Source organism: Acidisoma sp. L85 (assembly GCF_009765865.1).
In the GTDB taxonomy this organism is placed as follows: domain Bacteria; phylum Pseudomonadota; class Alphaproteobacteria; order Acetobacterales; family Acetobacteraceae; genus Acidisoma.
Genome location: NZ_LMUQ01000063.1, coordinates 50037 through 63399, shown reverse-complemented (window position 1 = coordinate 63399; position 13363 = coordinate 50037). Strand labels below are relative to the sequence as shown.

Annotated in this window: 14 protein-coding genes and 1 pseudogene; 5 read left to right on the top strand and 10 right to left on the bottom strand. The window is 61.2% G+C overall.

Annotation, left to right across the window (positions count from 1 at the left end; genetic code table 11):
• The first annotated feature begins 69 nt into the window (after positions 1-69).
• The 4 genes from GSQ83_RS21605 to GSQ83_RS21590 all read left to right on the top strand — a co-directional run bounded on the left by GSQ83_RS21605 (position 70) and on the right by GSQ83_RS21590 (position 2464).
• Entirely contained in the window at positions 70-360 is a 291-nt protein-coding gene (locus GSQ83_RS21605) for a hypothetical protein (protein WP_158804954.1), read from the top strand.
• Positions 361-1222: 862 nt separating this feature from the next.
• Positions 1223-1471, top strand: a complete 249-nt coding sequence (locus tag GSQ83_RS21600) for an HAD-IA family hydrolase (protein WP_158805005.1) — start codon at positions 1223-1225, stop codon at positions 1469-1471.
• Between the two features lie 109 nt (positions 1472-1580).
• The gene (locus tag GSQ83_RS21595; protein WP_158804953.1) at positions 1581-1877 is read left to right on the top strand and encodes a hypothetical protein; all 297 of its coding nucleotides are present in this window, start codon (positions 1581-1583) and stop codon (positions 1875-1877) included.
• A gap of 86 nt (positions 1878-1963) precedes the next feature.
• Positions 1964-2464 carry a DUF6790 family protein gene (locus tag GSQ83_RS21590; protein WP_158804952.1) on the top strand — a complete coding sequence of 167 codons (501 nt, stop codon included), beginning with the start codon at positions 1964-1966 and terminating at the stop codon, positions 2462-2464.
• Here the strand turns inward: GSQ83_RS21590 and GSQ83_RS21585 are convergent, their stop codons facing one another.
• The 10 genes and pseudogenes from GSQ83_RS21585 to GSQ83_RS21540 all read right to left on the bottom strand — a co-directional run.
• Entirely contained in the window at positions 2465-2755 is a 291-nt protein-coding gene (locus GSQ83_RS21585; protein WP_158804951.1) for a hypothetical protein, read from the bottom strand.
• Positions 2756-3483: 728 nt separating this feature from the next.
• Positions 3484-5166, bottom strand: coding sequence for a dihydroxyacetone kinase subunit DhaL (dhaL, locus tag GSQ83_RS21580; RefSeq protein ID WP_158804950.1), 1683 nt, complete (start codon positions 5164-5166; stop codon positions 3484-3486).
• Positions 5163-6440: an L-fuculokinase gene (locus GSQ83_RS21575; RefSeq protein WP_158804949.1), complete on the bottom strand. Its 1278-nt coding sequence runs from the start codon at positions 6438-6440 to the stop codon at positions 5163-5165. Before GSQ83_RS21575 ends, dhaL begins: the two co-directional genes overlap by 4 nt.
• Before the next feature lie 20 nt (positions 6441-6460).
• A complete protein-coding gene (locus tag GSQ83_RS21570) occupies positions 6461-7336 on the bottom strand; it encodes a class I fructose-bisphosphate aldolase (protein WP_216850463.1) in 876 nt (291 codons plus the stop codon).
• Entirely contained in the window at positions 7287-8300 is a 1014-nt protein-coding gene (locus GSQ83_RS21565) for an alcohol dehydrogenase catalytic domain-containing protein (RefSeq protein ID WP_216850461.1), read from the bottom strand. The genes GSQ83_RS21570 and GSQ83_RS21565 overlap by 50 nt, the downstream gene beginning before the upstream one ends.
• 13 nt (positions 8301-8313) lie before the next feature.
• Positions 8314-9141, bottom strand: a complete 828-nt coding sequence (locus GSQ83_RS21560) for a carbohydrate ABC transporter permease (protein ID WP_216850459.1) — start codon at positions 9139-9141, stop codon at positions 8314-8316.
• Positions 9138-9956: a carbohydrate ABC transporter permease gene (locus GSQ83_RS21555; RefSeq protein WP_216850457.1), complete on the bottom strand. Its 819-nt coding sequence runs from the start codon at positions 9954-9956 to the stop codon at positions 9138-9140. Before GSQ83_RS21555 ends, GSQ83_RS21560 begins: the two co-directional genes overlap by 4 nt.
• A 154-nt stretch (positions 9957-10110) precedes the next feature.
• Entirely contained in the window at positions 10111-11475 is a 1365-nt protein-coding gene (locus tag GSQ83_RS21550; RefSeq protein ID WP_158804947.1) for a sugar ABC transporter substrate-binding protein, read from the bottom strand.
• 65 nt (positions 11476-11540) lie between these two features.
• Positions 11541-12317 (bottom strand): GntR family transcriptional regulator, encoded by a 777-nt coding sequence (locus GSQ83_RS21545; protein WP_158804946.1) that lies wholly within the window; start codon positions 12315-12317, stop codon positions 11541-11543.
• 502 nt (positions 12318-12819) lie between these two features.
• Positions 12820-13098 (bottom strand): annotated as a pseudogene (locus GSQ83_RS21540) (SDR family oxidoreductase); the annotation flags it as partial.
• An 18-nt stretch (positions 13099-13116) separates the two neighbouring features.
• Here GSQ83_RS21540 and GSQ83_RS21535 point away from each other — a divergent pair.
• Positions 13117-13329 (top strand): hypothetical protein, encoded by a 213-nt coding sequence (locus GSQ83_RS21535; RefSeq protein WP_158804945.1) that lies wholly within the window; start codon positions 13117-13119, stop codon positions 13327-13329.
• Positions 13330-13363: the final 34 nt, after the last annotated feature.

The following is a 13363-nucleotide window of genomic DNA, read 5'->3' as shown; positions in this document are numbered from 1 at the left end:
CGGCCCGCCGCGCAAATTGATCTGCCAGAAAACCGCCATTGAAGCGGTTAAAGCCCGGGGACAAACGCAATGTTCGCATCGATCCGCATTTACGACAGCGTCAGCGATGTTTCTAAAGTTGCCCAAGGCGTGGAAAAGCTGGTTATCCCGATCCTAAAAGAGCAGGAAGGGTTCATCTCCTACAACCTCGTCGCCGCCGGCATTGATTCGGTTATCTCAATCAGCACGTTCGAAACCTTTGAACAGGCCGAGGACGCCAACACCGTGATCCGTCAGGTCGTAAAAGACACGATGTCAAGCCTTATGCCGAATCCTCCGAAGGCCATTGTCGGGGAAGTGATTAGCTATCTCGGGAAGTAGGTAGGGCACCGATGATCGCGTGGAGCTCAGCCAATGCCTTGTTGCTGATTTCGCCGCTTAGGTGTCTGTTTCCATTTGGCGCCTCCGCGACTCAGCGCGCCAACGTTTCATTGTTGCTACAGTCAGGATGGTAGATATGGCTCCAGAACTTCCAATCTTTCGGACAAGCCTTCTGCCGGGCTTCCGTTGAGCGGGTATAGGGCTCGCAGCGCAGGATGACCCCGACGTCTGACGGGAAACTCGCTGCCTTCGACAGGAAGACGGTTGACGCAAGGCGTGCCTGGACCGGGTTAAGGCAGCGGACCTAGTTTGCGCCGACGCGTCCGTTAATTGAGCTTTCGGCTTATTAAAAGCCGCCCTTATGCGGATCGCCTTGAGTTTAGTCCCATTGCGTATCCGCACCAAAAGAAGCAACTGAAGTTTTGTGCATTTTTACTTGCGGCGCCAGCTCAATGGCACAATCCTTGCGTCGCCTCGACAAATCGACCGACGGGGAAGGGATGCCGCGCTACTCGCTTCTGCTCTTCGATCTTGATGGCGTTCTCTGCACGAACCACAGGCGGCGGCGGTGCGCCTATATCGGCGCTTGTGCAGGCCTGAAGGCTGAGGAGGTCGAGGCCGCTATCTGGGGGTCCGGCATTGAGACGCTGGGAGACGCTGGAGCGCTCGACGAATTAGCCTATCTACAGGCCTACCATGATGCCCTTAGCTATCCCCTGGCCCTGGACGAATGGATTGACGCTCGCCGCGTCGCGACTGAACCGCACCACGACGTCATGGATTTCGTGCGCGAGCTCAAGGGCCGTGTGCGGCTAGGCGTGTTGACGAACAACACAACGCTGATCGCGACGCACATTGTCGGATATTCCCCGAGATACCCAAACTCTTTGGTTCGGCGGTTTACGCGTCCGCCCAGTTCAAAGCCGCCAAGCCGGACCCGGCGTGCTACCTCGGCTGCCTGGCGGCGATGGATGCGCGGCCCGCGGAAACGCTGTTCATCGATGATGCGCAGGTCAACGTTGACGGTGCGGAGAGGGCGGGATTGGCGGGCCACCTCTATACGGGCCTGGATGCACTGCGGGGCTTTTTGAAAGAGCAGGCCGAATTGTAACTGCCGCCGATGCCGCTTTCTTCATTCACCAAACGGTCATTTCCTCGGGAGGCCGGCTGTTAGATAAGGATTCTGTTCCTAGCTTGGGATATCGCGACAGGATTATTCAATGCCCTACCTCCTCGTGGTAGGCGGCCGCTACGACCCTCTTTCCAGCGAACGACGCTATGATGCGGGAGACTTTCTGACCCGGGATGAGGCTCTTGCTGCCGCCCAGAAGATTATAAAGCGAAGTCTACTGGAATGCTGGCGGACGGGCATGAATACCCAGGCGCTCTTTGAGCGTTACAAAGCGTTAGGCGAATTCCCCTACATATTGTCACTGAGTGAAGGCGAGCCAGTGGTGTTCGACCCGCCAGCCTACGCGCTGGTGCAGGCGCTGCGCATCTGCGAAGAACTGGGTTAGCGTCGCAGGCGGGACACGCTGGACAATGGCCGGCCCCCTTGTGTCAAATGGCCAATCAAAAGCCAAGAAACGACGAGAGGCGTCCCGTGATCGCGACCTCCATCCGATTCGTCCTATCCAACCTACCGGCCATATTACTTCCCCTTGCCCTGATCATAGCGGCGATCCGCCGGGACCGGCGCTCCGCAGCCCACCGGTTCCTCGCCTGGATATTGCTGCTGCCTATCGGCATCACCGGTATCTGGGCGGCCGTGTTCCATATTTTCCTGCCGCACGTGGCTGCCGCCGATATCGGCTGGCAGGTCAGTCCCTTCCAATATGAAGTCGGGGTCGCGGACTTGGCGTTCGGTGTGACCGCCTGTGCCGCTTTCTGGGCGTCTCTGCCGTTTAAGGCAGCGGCAGTGCTGGTTTCCTCCATAGCCCTGCTGGGGGACGCGGTCGGCCACATCCGGCAGATGCTCGTGGCCGGCAATTTCGCGCCTGGGAACGCGGGCGTGCCGTTCTGGACCGACGTTATTGTGCCGGCCCTCGCGATCGTGCTGCTGCTGCTGGCCGCGTGGCGCGCGCGGGACCGGTTTGACCGGTGACTATTTACCGAAATGGCCCACGATCTCGCCGACCCTGGCGATGGGGAGACGAGGCATCAGGTGCTTGAACTCCGTCTGGGCAAGCTCGCGGACCATCCTGTTGGCCTCCGCAGCCTGTTCTCGGGTCTCGAAGATGCCGATGGAAATGACCGATCCGTGGCCGACGTTGACCAAGGTGTAGGAAACCATGCCGTCGTGCTTCTGCAATAGCGGGGCTATCCTGGTCTCTGCTGCGCTGCTCACAGCCTCAATGTCAGTGACGCCGTCGTATATCCGGACCGAGGCGAACATGGCTTTCTCCCTTTGCCCAAGCGGTAGATATGACCTTTGGGCGGGGAAGGGACGTGTTCAAGAGCGGGATCGAGTTTAGAGCCCCGCCTGATCGAGGGCATGCTCCGAGATAACTGCCAGCTGCGTCTCGCATTGGCCGTCAGGGATACCGACGTTGTTGCAGGCTATCCGGTATCGGTTCGCCCGCTCAAGTTCCGCGTTGGGCGGTCGAACTGACCAAACGCGGCACCAAGCGCTTCGACTTCGGCGACCCCTATCATCTCGCTATCGCCATGAGTTAGTGGGCGTTCTTCGCCAGCTGCCTCGCAGTTGATCTCGCCCTTATTCGACGAGGCAGGAGGAAGCGAGATGCAAGTGCCCTACTAGTTAGGCGATTCGTCGGTGAGGCGAAAGCTCACCCTGGGCGACTTGCGTCGGTGCCGAGCCCAAGGGGTGGGTTGCTGTTCAATCGAGAGCCTCCCTGCAGTCCGGGGACGCGGTCAGTTTCGCCAACGATCGTTATGATCACTCTGAGTCTACAACTTGAGGGCTAACGTCAACACGCGGGAAGCACAATTATCGCGTGTTGACAAAGCCGCTTGCTGCAAGTCGGCTGCAGCTCCTAGTTCACTTTTACTGCTACGGCTCTGAAAACCTCTCCATGTCTAAATGTTCGCCATGACAGGGCAAAGGTAACAGCGATCGTTCCGATCGGCGTCGCGAACATTTTGCAAGACGCTGGGCTAAATTCATGGTGTCGAAACCACAGTGTTTGCGACCGCGGCAAGCCATATCGCCACGGCTTCGGCGCCTGGGTCAGGTTTGCCCGCCACACGATCGCCGAGGTAGCTCGACCGACCGCGCCGAGGTGACATGTCGGCTGTCGCGGCGGTGCCCTCCTGAGCGGCGGCAACACTGCGTGTGAATGACGTATCGAGATCAAGACCGGAGAGAAGCGCCGCCTTTAAAGCTTCGGTGGCAGGCACCATGGCGTCCAGCATGGTGCGGTCCCCAGGCCGGGCATCACCGAGTTGACCGATCGCCGCGGCGCCTTGGGCAAAAGCTTCGGCCCAAGCTGCAGCATCGGCAGTGCCGGCACCTTCCAGCGTGCGCGCCGCGCGCAGAAGGAACACGGCATATAGCGGTCCGGAGGTGCCCCCAAGGGCACGTCGCAGCGTCGCCGACATCGCCTTTAGCGCCTCCGGGGGACGTGCCAAGTCGTATCCGGACGCTTCCGCGAGGATGGCTGCTGCGCCGCGGGCCAGGCTGATACCAAGATCACCGTCGCCCACTGCCAGATCCATCGCAGTGAGTTTCGGCTCGGCCTCGGTGAGTGCCGCACAGATAGCCCGCAGAACTGCCTCGAACATAGGTGAGGCCGTTCCGGCGGTTTTCTCGACGGGCACTTGAACGCCCTGTCGCTGCACGGGACCCGGCGCCTGCCCCGCCACCCAAGCCGGCGCGGTCGCCGCGGCGTCTAACCATTTGAGCCGCTCATCATCGAGAGCCAGAAGCGAGATTGAACAGCCTGCCATTTCGATAGCGGTCAGGAAGGTGCCGGCCCATGCCCGCTCCACCACGATCCCCTCCGCCTCCAGCACCGCCAAAGCGTGGCGCGCGACGATCGTGAGTTCCATCGCCGGTGTGCCACCGAGATTATTGACTAGAAGTGCGACCCGACTGCCCTGCACGAGAGACTTTTGGGAGATGATCTGGCGCAGCAAGGTTTCAACCAGTTGATCGGCGGGCGCCATCGCCGTGCGGCGCACCCCGGCCTCGCCATGGATACCGAGGCCGAGTTCGACTTCCTCTTCGCCGAGCGTGAAGCCTGGCTTGCCGGCTGCCGGCACGGTGCAGGCGGTCAGCGCCACCCCCATGCTTCCGAGTTCCGTCACCGCAGCCTGTGCCGCCTGTTTGACGGCCGCGAGATCGAGGCCCGCGGCGGCGCAGGCACCCGCCACCTTATGGATGAACACGGTGCCCGCGATGCCTCGCCGACCGGCCGTGTCGGCGCCCCCCACAAGCGCCACATCGTCATCGACGATGACGACCTCAGCGGGGATGCCGTCGATACGCGCGAGTTCGGCAGCGAGCCCGAAATTGAGCCGGTCGCCCGTATAGTTCTTGACGATGAGCAATACGCCCGCTGGCCCAGCCACTGCACGGATGGCGGCGAGCACGGCATCGGTGCTCGGGGAGGTGAAGACATCCCCGGCCACGGCCGCGTGCAGCAGCCCGGGCCCAACATAGCCTGCGTGGGCGGGCTCATGCCCGGCGCCGCCGCCCGAGATAAGCGCCACGCCTTCCGCAGGACCGCCGGCACGGACCACGACCATCTGCCCCTCCAGGAGCGCGAGGTCGGGGTTGAGGCGCACCAAACCCTCCAGCATCTCAGGCACGATGGTGGCGGGACTATTGATGAGTTTCTTCATGGGTAAGGCTCCACGGTCTCGATGATCAGGTCACAGGGCGGCGTGCCGCCACCGGCAATGCCGGCCAATACTGCCGCGCCATAGGCGCTCAACTCGGCCTCCTGCACCGTGTGGATCGAGCAGCCGAGAACACTTGCACGCAAAGCAAGCAGCGAGCGCGATTGCGCCCAGCCGCCGGCTGCGAAAATTGCGCCCGAGGGCACGCCCATCTTATGCAGCGTCCGCAGCCTGTCTCGCGTCATGGCGGCGCTGTTCTCCAGCAGGTCACGTAGCAGCGGCCCCTCGCCCGGCTTTCCCGGTACGGGCGCACCGGCCATTACCTTGCGAAAGCCCGCGCCTGTCTCGTCCTCAGCTTCCATCAAGGGCCGAAGCACTGCGGAAAGCTCCATCACACCCAGACAGGCAATACCTGGGCCACGAATCGGTCGCGAGAATGCGAAATCCGGATGGGCTGATGGGGGCTCGTCACCAGTCACCTCGCCGTAGAGCAGCTCGGCAGTCCCCATAGAATCGATGATTGCATCTGGACTCTGCCGGCGGATTGCGAAGGCGGCCATCGGGTGATCATGGCCGCCAGAGGCAATGATCGTGCGGCTATCTGTCACGCCTGCCGCCGATAATCGCGCGGATCGCATCGTGCCGACAACCTCTCCGCCGGACAGCACGGGCGGAAGCGGCGGCGCGCTGCTTGCCTCAAGAAGCGACGGGATCCAGGCGCGGGCGCCTATGTCATAGCAGGCCGTGCGGGCTGCGAGGCTTTCGCTCATGAAGGAGCGGCCTGACCAGCGCGCCGCGGGATAATCCGTCAGGGCGACCCAACCGGCAGCCTTCGCCAAAGATGCAGGTCGGTAAGCACGGCTCCAAGCCCATTTCGCGGCTGTTCGGGAGTAACCGAGTGCGACCGGCACGCGCGGATCTTGCCACAGCGGATCGGCCGTCATGTCTCGCGCCAGAGTTTCGGCTCTACGGTCGAACCAGGGAATCGCAAGGTCGAGCGCCTGCCCTTGCGCATCGACAGGAACACCGTCCTCCCCCGTTCCGCCGGTGGCGATTGCCGCCAGCGGCCGCCTGAGGCCCGCGCCGCGGTGCCCCTGCTCCATCATCGCCTCGACCAGGTCGAGGATGACTTCCGCGTCAGCGCAGGGTCCGATTCCGTCAGAGACGCGCGGCGTCGGCTGGCTGTCACGCCAGACGACCCGCCCATCCTCCGCAAGGAAGAGGATCTTGACGTTGCTGCTGCCAAGATCGACCCCGCACCAGACGACGTCCGGCATAGCTATCGACCCACCAGCGTTCAGAGTGCGACGTAAGACTCGCGTGAGATGCGGACGAGCTCAGCCATCATACGCTCGGCCTCGGCCGGCTCGCGCGACCAGACGTTGCGGCCGACAATCAGGCCCTGTGCGCCGGCTGCGACGGTGTCGCGAATTTCGCGTACCGCATCCTCAAAACTGCCCGTCATCGGACCGCCGGCGATCACTAGCGGCACCTTCAATTCCTGCACCAGCTTGGCAGTGTAGTCAGCTCCCGGAAAGGCAATCTTCACGATATCCGCGCCAATGTCATAGGCGATGCGAGCAACTTCGAACTCCGCCGCAACCACGTCCTTGCTGCGCGGCTCGCCAAGGAGAACGGGTTCGATCATGACGGGCATGTCCCACTTCCCGGCGTCCGAAACGACCTTGCCCAGGCGTTCGGTCAGATTGACCTTCTCCTGCGTGGAGACGTTCCACGGCATCAGCAGCTTCACGCAATCGACGCCCAGCCGCACGGCGTCTTCCACCGTGGCGATGAGGTTGCCGATGCCAGTGGCCGCATCGGTGAGGTTGTAGAAACCGTCCAAGGCCATGACGCGCGACAGGTGGCTAGCTTGACCTAGTTCGACCTGAGTCTGCTTGACTAGGCCGGGGCTCATCATGAAGCCGGTCGCGCCTTTATCAGAAAGGCGGTTGAGCACCGCGACGGGATCTTCCAGGCCCCGCATCAGCTCGCGGGGGAAGATGATGCCATGATCAATGGGGCAGATGATCGCGGCGCGCCCCTGCGGAAACAAGCGCTGCATACGATATGAATTGAGCAAATTGGGCACGTTCTTCACAGTGGTCACTTTGAAGTCCTCTTTAGGAATTTGTGGAAAATGTGAGCTGGGTTTTGACAGAACCTGCCTCACCCATGCTTTGAACGGCTGCGTCAAAATCCCAGACGCTGAACCGGCTTGTCACAAGCGCCTGCGCGGCTTCTCTCATCTGCGGCATCAGCGCGACCGCCGCCGAGAACTTATCTGCTAGGGAATTGGACCCGATTATGCTGAGTTCCCGTTCGAAGACATCGAAGGGTTTCACACCGACGATCGTTTCCGGCGCGTGGACGCCGATCTGCATCCAAATTCCCATCGGATGCAGCAGATCCATCACCTGGCGCGCCGCTGGCAGCGCACCAGCCGCCTCGAAAACAATGTCGAAGTGCTCGCCCGCGAGGGCTGATGGCAACACTACTGTCCCGATGCCAACGGCATAGGCAATGGCATGTTTTGCTTCGGCCGGATCGGAAACCCAGACCTCACCCGCCCCGAGATGTCGCGCCAGAACAGCTATGAGCAATCCCATCGTGCCGGCGCCCATCACCAGGATCCTCCGGCCGCGGAGGTCGCCCGCGCGTTCGGTGGCATTCACAGCGCAAGCCAGTGGCTCTATCATGGCCGCAACTTCCGGTCCGGCCTCATCAGGCACCACGAAGGCGTTGCGTGCCGGCACGGCAAGAAGCTCCGATGCCGCGCCCTGCCGCGTGACACCAATAACCTGCAGCTTGACGCAAAGGTTGGGGCGGCCGGCGAGGCAGAAACGGCATTCGCCGCAGACCACATTCGGGTCAACGGCAACAAGGCTACCGATAGGAAACTCCGCAGCGAAACGGCCAGGCGAGACGACAATGCCTGACAATTCATGACCCGGCACGACGGGGTAAACTGCTTGGGGAAACTCGGCCTTCATGATGTGCAGGTCGGTGCCGCAAACTCCGCAAGCAGCCGGTGCGATGAGAATCTCATCGGCTGCCGGCGCCGGCCGCGCCCGCTCAACGACCGAAACGGTGCCATGTGCGTCGATCTCGACGGCACGAATCGTGGAATTTGCCATTCCAGATGTCCTTCTACTTGACCGCGCCAAAGGTCAGTCCGCGAACGAGGCTTTTCTGCACAAGCCAACCTGCGGCGACGACGGGGATATTGACGAGAGTTGCGACCGCTGCAACCTGGGCCGTGTAGAGCTTCCCGAAACTCAGGAACTTCTGCAGAAAGATGGGCAGGGTCGCGACCGTCGTCGTGAAGTTGACCGCAAGGAAATACTCGTTCCAGGCGAAGATGAAGCAAAGCAGAGCGGTTGAGGCGAGCCCCGGCCGGATAAGGGGCAGGATTATCGTCACCATCTCGCGGCTGCGGCTGGCGCCGTCCAGCCGCGCTGCTTCCAGCAACTCAGGCGGCACTTCCGTCATGAAGGAACGGGTCATCCAGATAGCGAGCGGCAGGTTCATGCTGACGTAGAGGATGACGAGCACCAACCGGGTATTTAGGAGGTCGAGGTCCTTCGCGATGAGATACAACGGCACGATACCAGCCGCGACAGGCATCATTTTTGTCGAGATAAAGAAGAACAGGACGTCTCGCCATTTCTGCACCGGCCGGATTGCCAGGGCATAGGCTGCGGGAACCGCGAGCAGTATGACAATGATGGTCGAAACACCGGCGGCGACAACGGAATTCCAAGCCGAAGCCAGGAAGCCGTTCGCGAATGCGTCCACGTAATGTGCGAAGGTTGGAATGAAGAACAATGTCGGCGGATCGGAGACCGCCTGCTGCTCCGTTTTCAGGCTGGTCAGGACCATCCAGGCGACCGGCGCGAACATCAGCAAGCCGCCTATCCACGTCGCGACAGTGGCAACTCCGCCACCGAACGACCGAGAACTGCGAAAGCTGCTCATGCGCGGCCTCCTTCACGAAGAATCCCGGCGACCAGGCGCAGCAGAGGCGTGACGAGCGCGATGGCCACGATGAGCGCAATAGTACCGTAGGCGGAGGCGCGACCCATGCTGAAGGCACTGAAAGCCTGCAGGTAGACGTAATAGGAGAGGTTTGTGGTGGCGTAGGCCGGACCGCCGCCGGTGAGCAGAGAAATGGTGGCGATATTCTCCAGAACGTACATCGCTACCAGCAGTGCCGACAGTTCCAGGAAGGGGCGCAAATGCGGAAGCACCAGTCGGCGGAAGACATAGAAACGAGATGCGCCATCGACGGATGCAGCCTCATCCACCTCTTCGGGGAAGGATTGCAGTCCCGCCAGCACAATCATCAGGACGAAGGACGACCACTGCCAAGACGAGACGAGCACTACTGAAAATACCGGATGCTCGCTCAGCCAGTCGACGCGTCCGAGACCAAGCGCGGCGGTAACTGCACCGAAGAGCCCGAAGGTCGGGTCGAAGAGAGAGGTCTTCCAGAACAGGGAGGCCGCGACCGGCATCAGGAAGAAGGGCGTGACCGCCAGGGTGCGGATTAGGTTCCGGCCCGGAAAGCTCCGGTTAAGGCCGACCGCCAGGGCCATGCCGATAGCGATTGAGAGAATTACGATCTCTCCTGTCATGAGAACTGTATGGAGGATCGTGCGCAGGAATGTGCTGTCGCCAAAAGCGAAGACGAAGTTTCGCAACCCGATGAAACGCCGCGGTGCCATGCTCAGCAAGTTCCAGCGCTGCAGGCTGAACCAGATGGTCATGACAAACGGAATCTGGGTCAGCAAGAGAACAGGCACCAGAGCTGGAAGCAGGGGCAGGCGCCGTGCCCACCCCTCCCGCCTGACGGAGGCACGAGACCGTTGTGGCCGGAGCGCGGCCACAACTACCCTGTCAGTGGCCGCCCCGCTCATCGCGCGGCCACGGAACCGGCTATGGACATCACTGGCCGTAGCCCGCGTCGTCCATGATCTCCTTGACGCGCTTCTGGCTGGTATCCAAAGCCTGGTCCACGGTCAGCGAGCCACTGATAGCGCCTGCCACCTGCTGGGATACGAAATCGCCGATCTGCACAAACTCCGGAATCGAGACGTACTGGACGCCGGTGTAAGGCACCTTGCCGACGGTCGGATGCAGCGGATCGGCGTGGTTGACGGACTCCTGCGTGATGCCGGAGTAGGCAGCGGTCGCCTTTTGATATTCGGGGATCTGGTAGGTGGAGTTCCGCGAGCCCGGTGGCACCTGTCCCCATCCGGCCTTCGCTCCGGCGAGCTGGATGTAGTCCTTGCTTGTCACCCAGGAGATGAACTTCCAGGCGGCATCCGCGTGGCGGCTTGTCTTTGGGATAGACAGTCCCCAGGCCCAGAGCCAGCCCGAATACTTAGTTTCTTTAACTGGCGCGAAGGCAAAGCCAATGTTGTTCTTCACGTCCGGCGCGGCCTGGTCAATCAAAGGTCCTGCGAAGACAGTGTCGTCATACCACATTGCTGCCTTGCCTTGAGAAAACAGCTGCAGGCACTCTTGCCACCCATCGCTCGCGGCATCGGGCTCGCCCGATTTGCGCAGAAGGTCCACGTAAAACTGAACCGCGGCCTTGGTCTTGGGTGAGGTGAGCTGCGGCGTCCAGCTCATATCGAACCAGCTGCCGCCAAACGTGTTGATAACGGTCGTCAGTGCGGCGAGGTTCTGACCCCAGCCCGGGACGCCGCGAAGGCAGATGCCCGACATGCCATGCTGAGGGTCATTCAGCTTATCCGCAAAACTCGCAATCTGATCCCAGGTCGGATGCTCGGGCATCGTGAGACCAGCTTTTGCGAAGAGATCCTTCCGGTAGAAAGTGAAGGATGACGAACCATAGAACGGCAGCCCGTAGAGATCTCCCTTGTACGAGACGATGTCGGCGATTGGCTTCGTCAAGTCGGCGACATCGTAGCCGGGATCGGCAGGAATGTAATCTTTCGATAGGTCATGCACCCAGCCCTTTTGTGCCCAAAGCGGCACTTCGTAGCTCCCAATCATAACTACGTCGAACTGCCCGGCATTAGTTGCCACATCCTTGAGAACCGTAGGCCGCAGCTCGTTCTCTGGAAGGGTCTGGAACTTGACCTTGATGTCGGGATACTTAGCGTTGAACGCGTCGATCAGCTTCTCCGCAGTTTCCATCTGTGGATTCGCGGCCATCGCAACAGTGAGGGTAGTTTGCGCGCGGGCCGAAGCGCCGTGGCCAAGCGCCCACAGCGCTGAAAGGGCGACGCCGCCCGACAGAGCCGCGCGAAAAAGGCGGCGTGAAGCTAATTTTTTTGTCATGGACATCCTCAGTTTTTGTTTACGCGGGCATTAACCTGCCCATCGGAGGCGTAGTCGGCAGGTGGTTAAGAGCGGCTCTCCGCGGGAGAGCGCTCGGCTTGAACCTCGATCTCGACCTGGACTTCGTCGCTGCGGACCCAGGATGAGTAATAATCGAACACCCGCTCGTTGGCGTCCCAGGACACCGAGCGGATCAGCAACAACGGCTCCCCCGGGCGGATGCCCAGGTGCGCCGCAATCTTCATCGACGCGGCGACAGCCGAGAGCGATCGGCGCGCGCCATGGACGTGCCACCCGGCCATGCGCAGCACTCGGTTGAGCGACGCCTTTCCAGCCAACATGCTGCCATCACCGATGACGGGCGCGAGGCTGGGAATGAGGTAATTGATGCCATAGAGGGCCAGCGCGCCATCGAGACTGCGCAGCCGCTCGACCATCACGCCGGCGCTTCCCTCGGGCAGGCGCAGCGCGTCAGAAGCTGTGTCTGGGAGCGTCGCATGTTCTACCCGGAGCACTTGTGTATCGACGGCACGCCGGTGGAAATCAGCTTCAGTCTCTGAAAAGCCTTCGGCAAACTGCAGCATCCAGCTGGGCTGCTGAGGACCGCATACAAAAGCCCCACGACGCTGAACAATCTTGATCTTGCCGCGTTCCTGAAGGCTGCGCAGCGACTCCCGCACCGTAGAGCGGGATAGCGAGAACTGCCGGCACATCTCACTTTCAGTGGGGAGCTGGTCCCCCGATGCATAACGCCCAGAAGCGATCTGCCCTTCCAGCCAGCGGCCGAGCTGCAGGTAAAAGGGTTCGGGAGAACTCCGGTCGATGTCGCCAGCAGGAAACATTGATTGGTCTTTACCTCTTGTACGGACAAGGCGTACCGGCATGACTAACGAGGCAAAAATCCCGTGTCAAGCCGAATTATCCCTTCGGCGCCGGACTAAAGGTGAGGCCAGCCGGCCGCAAACTCACGCGGCCTATGCTGTTGACGTCGAGATGGGCAGCGCAAATATGCTGACAGGTCGAGGCTGACGAGTGCGCGCTCATGGTTTACAGTGGCGTTATGGATTTCCGCTGAACATCCCGCCGGCGAATATCGTCCCGTCGATCGGTCAAAGGAAGTACAAGAACGGTCCCCGTATCGACAGCGACCGCGGCGCCTATTGCGTCCAACAGAATTCCCTACTCAACACGCTGCGGCCAGGTGCCGCAACAGTGAGCCGCTCCCCTACGCCGTGGCGCGTTCTGGGCTTCTTGTCCGACGCCGAAGGCTGCTGGCCTTCTCTCGCGGCCGTCTGGAGTGATCGCGCGTTTCAATTGATTTGCAAAGCGCAAGACAGTGACGTCCTACGGCTGACCGCCGCCTCCCGCCGCGCCATAGACTTGTCCGGTCGCAAAACTAGCATCCGCGGCCGCCAACTGGACATAGATCGAGCCAAGCTCCGCTGGCTGACCGGGACGACCAAGCGGCGTCATCCTGCCGAATTTCTCGAGCTTCTCCTGTGACGCCCCGCCTGTTACCTGAAGCGCCGTCCAAATCGGCCCAGGCGCCACGCCGTTTACACGGATACCCTTCGGGCCAAGCTGCTTGGCTAGAGATTTGACAAAGTTCATCGTAGCGGCCTCACCCATTGTGGTACTGCCGTGACCATCCGGGGGCAGAGCCTGCGCAAGGTCCTGCGGGCGATCATGAGCCATACCTTGCAGGAGATTTGGGAGCAGGACGGCCGCCCTCTACCCGAGGGCGACGACTATCCCACCATTGAGAAAATCGCGGTGACGCATTTGAACATGCCAACTGAGCTGAGAGCGTTCTTCGACTCGGCAGGAGTGGGTGCTAACGAAAAAGCCATCTAGTCCGATCCCAAGGGAGTGTTGGCATGCTTCGTCA

What these genes read in the sequence shown, in the direction of transcription:
- GSQ83_RS21545 (WP_158804946.1), bottom strand. Translation starts at nt 12,317, where the DNA reads ATGTTTCCTGCTGGCGACATCGACCGGAGTTCTCCCGAACCCTTTTAC.
- GSQ83_RS21585 (WP_158804951.1), bottom strand. Translation starts at nt 2,755, where the DNA reads ATGTTCGCCTCGGTCCGGATATACGACGGCGTCACTGACATTGAGGCT.
- GSQ83_RS21575 (WP_158804949.1), bottom strand. Translation starts at nt 6,440, where the DNA reads ATGCCGGACGTCGTCTGGTGCGGGGTCGATCTTGGCAGCAGCAACGTC.
- GSQ83_RS21560 (WP_216850459.1), bottom strand. Translation starts at nt 9,141, where the DNA reads ATGAGCAGCTTTCGCAGTTCTCGGTCGTTCGGTGGCGGAGTTGCCACT.
- GSQ83_RS21595 (WP_158804953.1), top strand. Translation starts at nt 1,581, where the DNA reads ATGCCCTACCTCCTCGTGGTAGGCGGCCGCTACGACCCTCTTTCCAGC.
- GSQ83_RS21605 (WP_158804954.1), top strand. Translation starts at nt 70, where the DNA reads ATGTTCGCATCGATCCGCATTTACGACAGCGTCAGCGATGTTTCTAAA.
- GSQ83_RS21550 (WP_158804947.1), bottom strand. Translation starts at nt 11,475, where the DNA reads ATGACAAAAAAATTAGCTTCACGCCGCCTTTTTCGCGCGGCTCTGTCG.
- GSQ83_RS21565 (WP_216850461.1), bottom strand. Translation starts at nt 8,300, where the DNA reads ATGGCAAATTCCACGATTCGTGCCGTCGAGATCGACGCACATGGCACC.
- dhaL (WP_158804950.1), bottom strand. Translation starts at nt 5,166, where the DNA reads ATGAAGAAACTCATCAATAGTCCCGCCACCATCGTGCCTGAGATGCTG.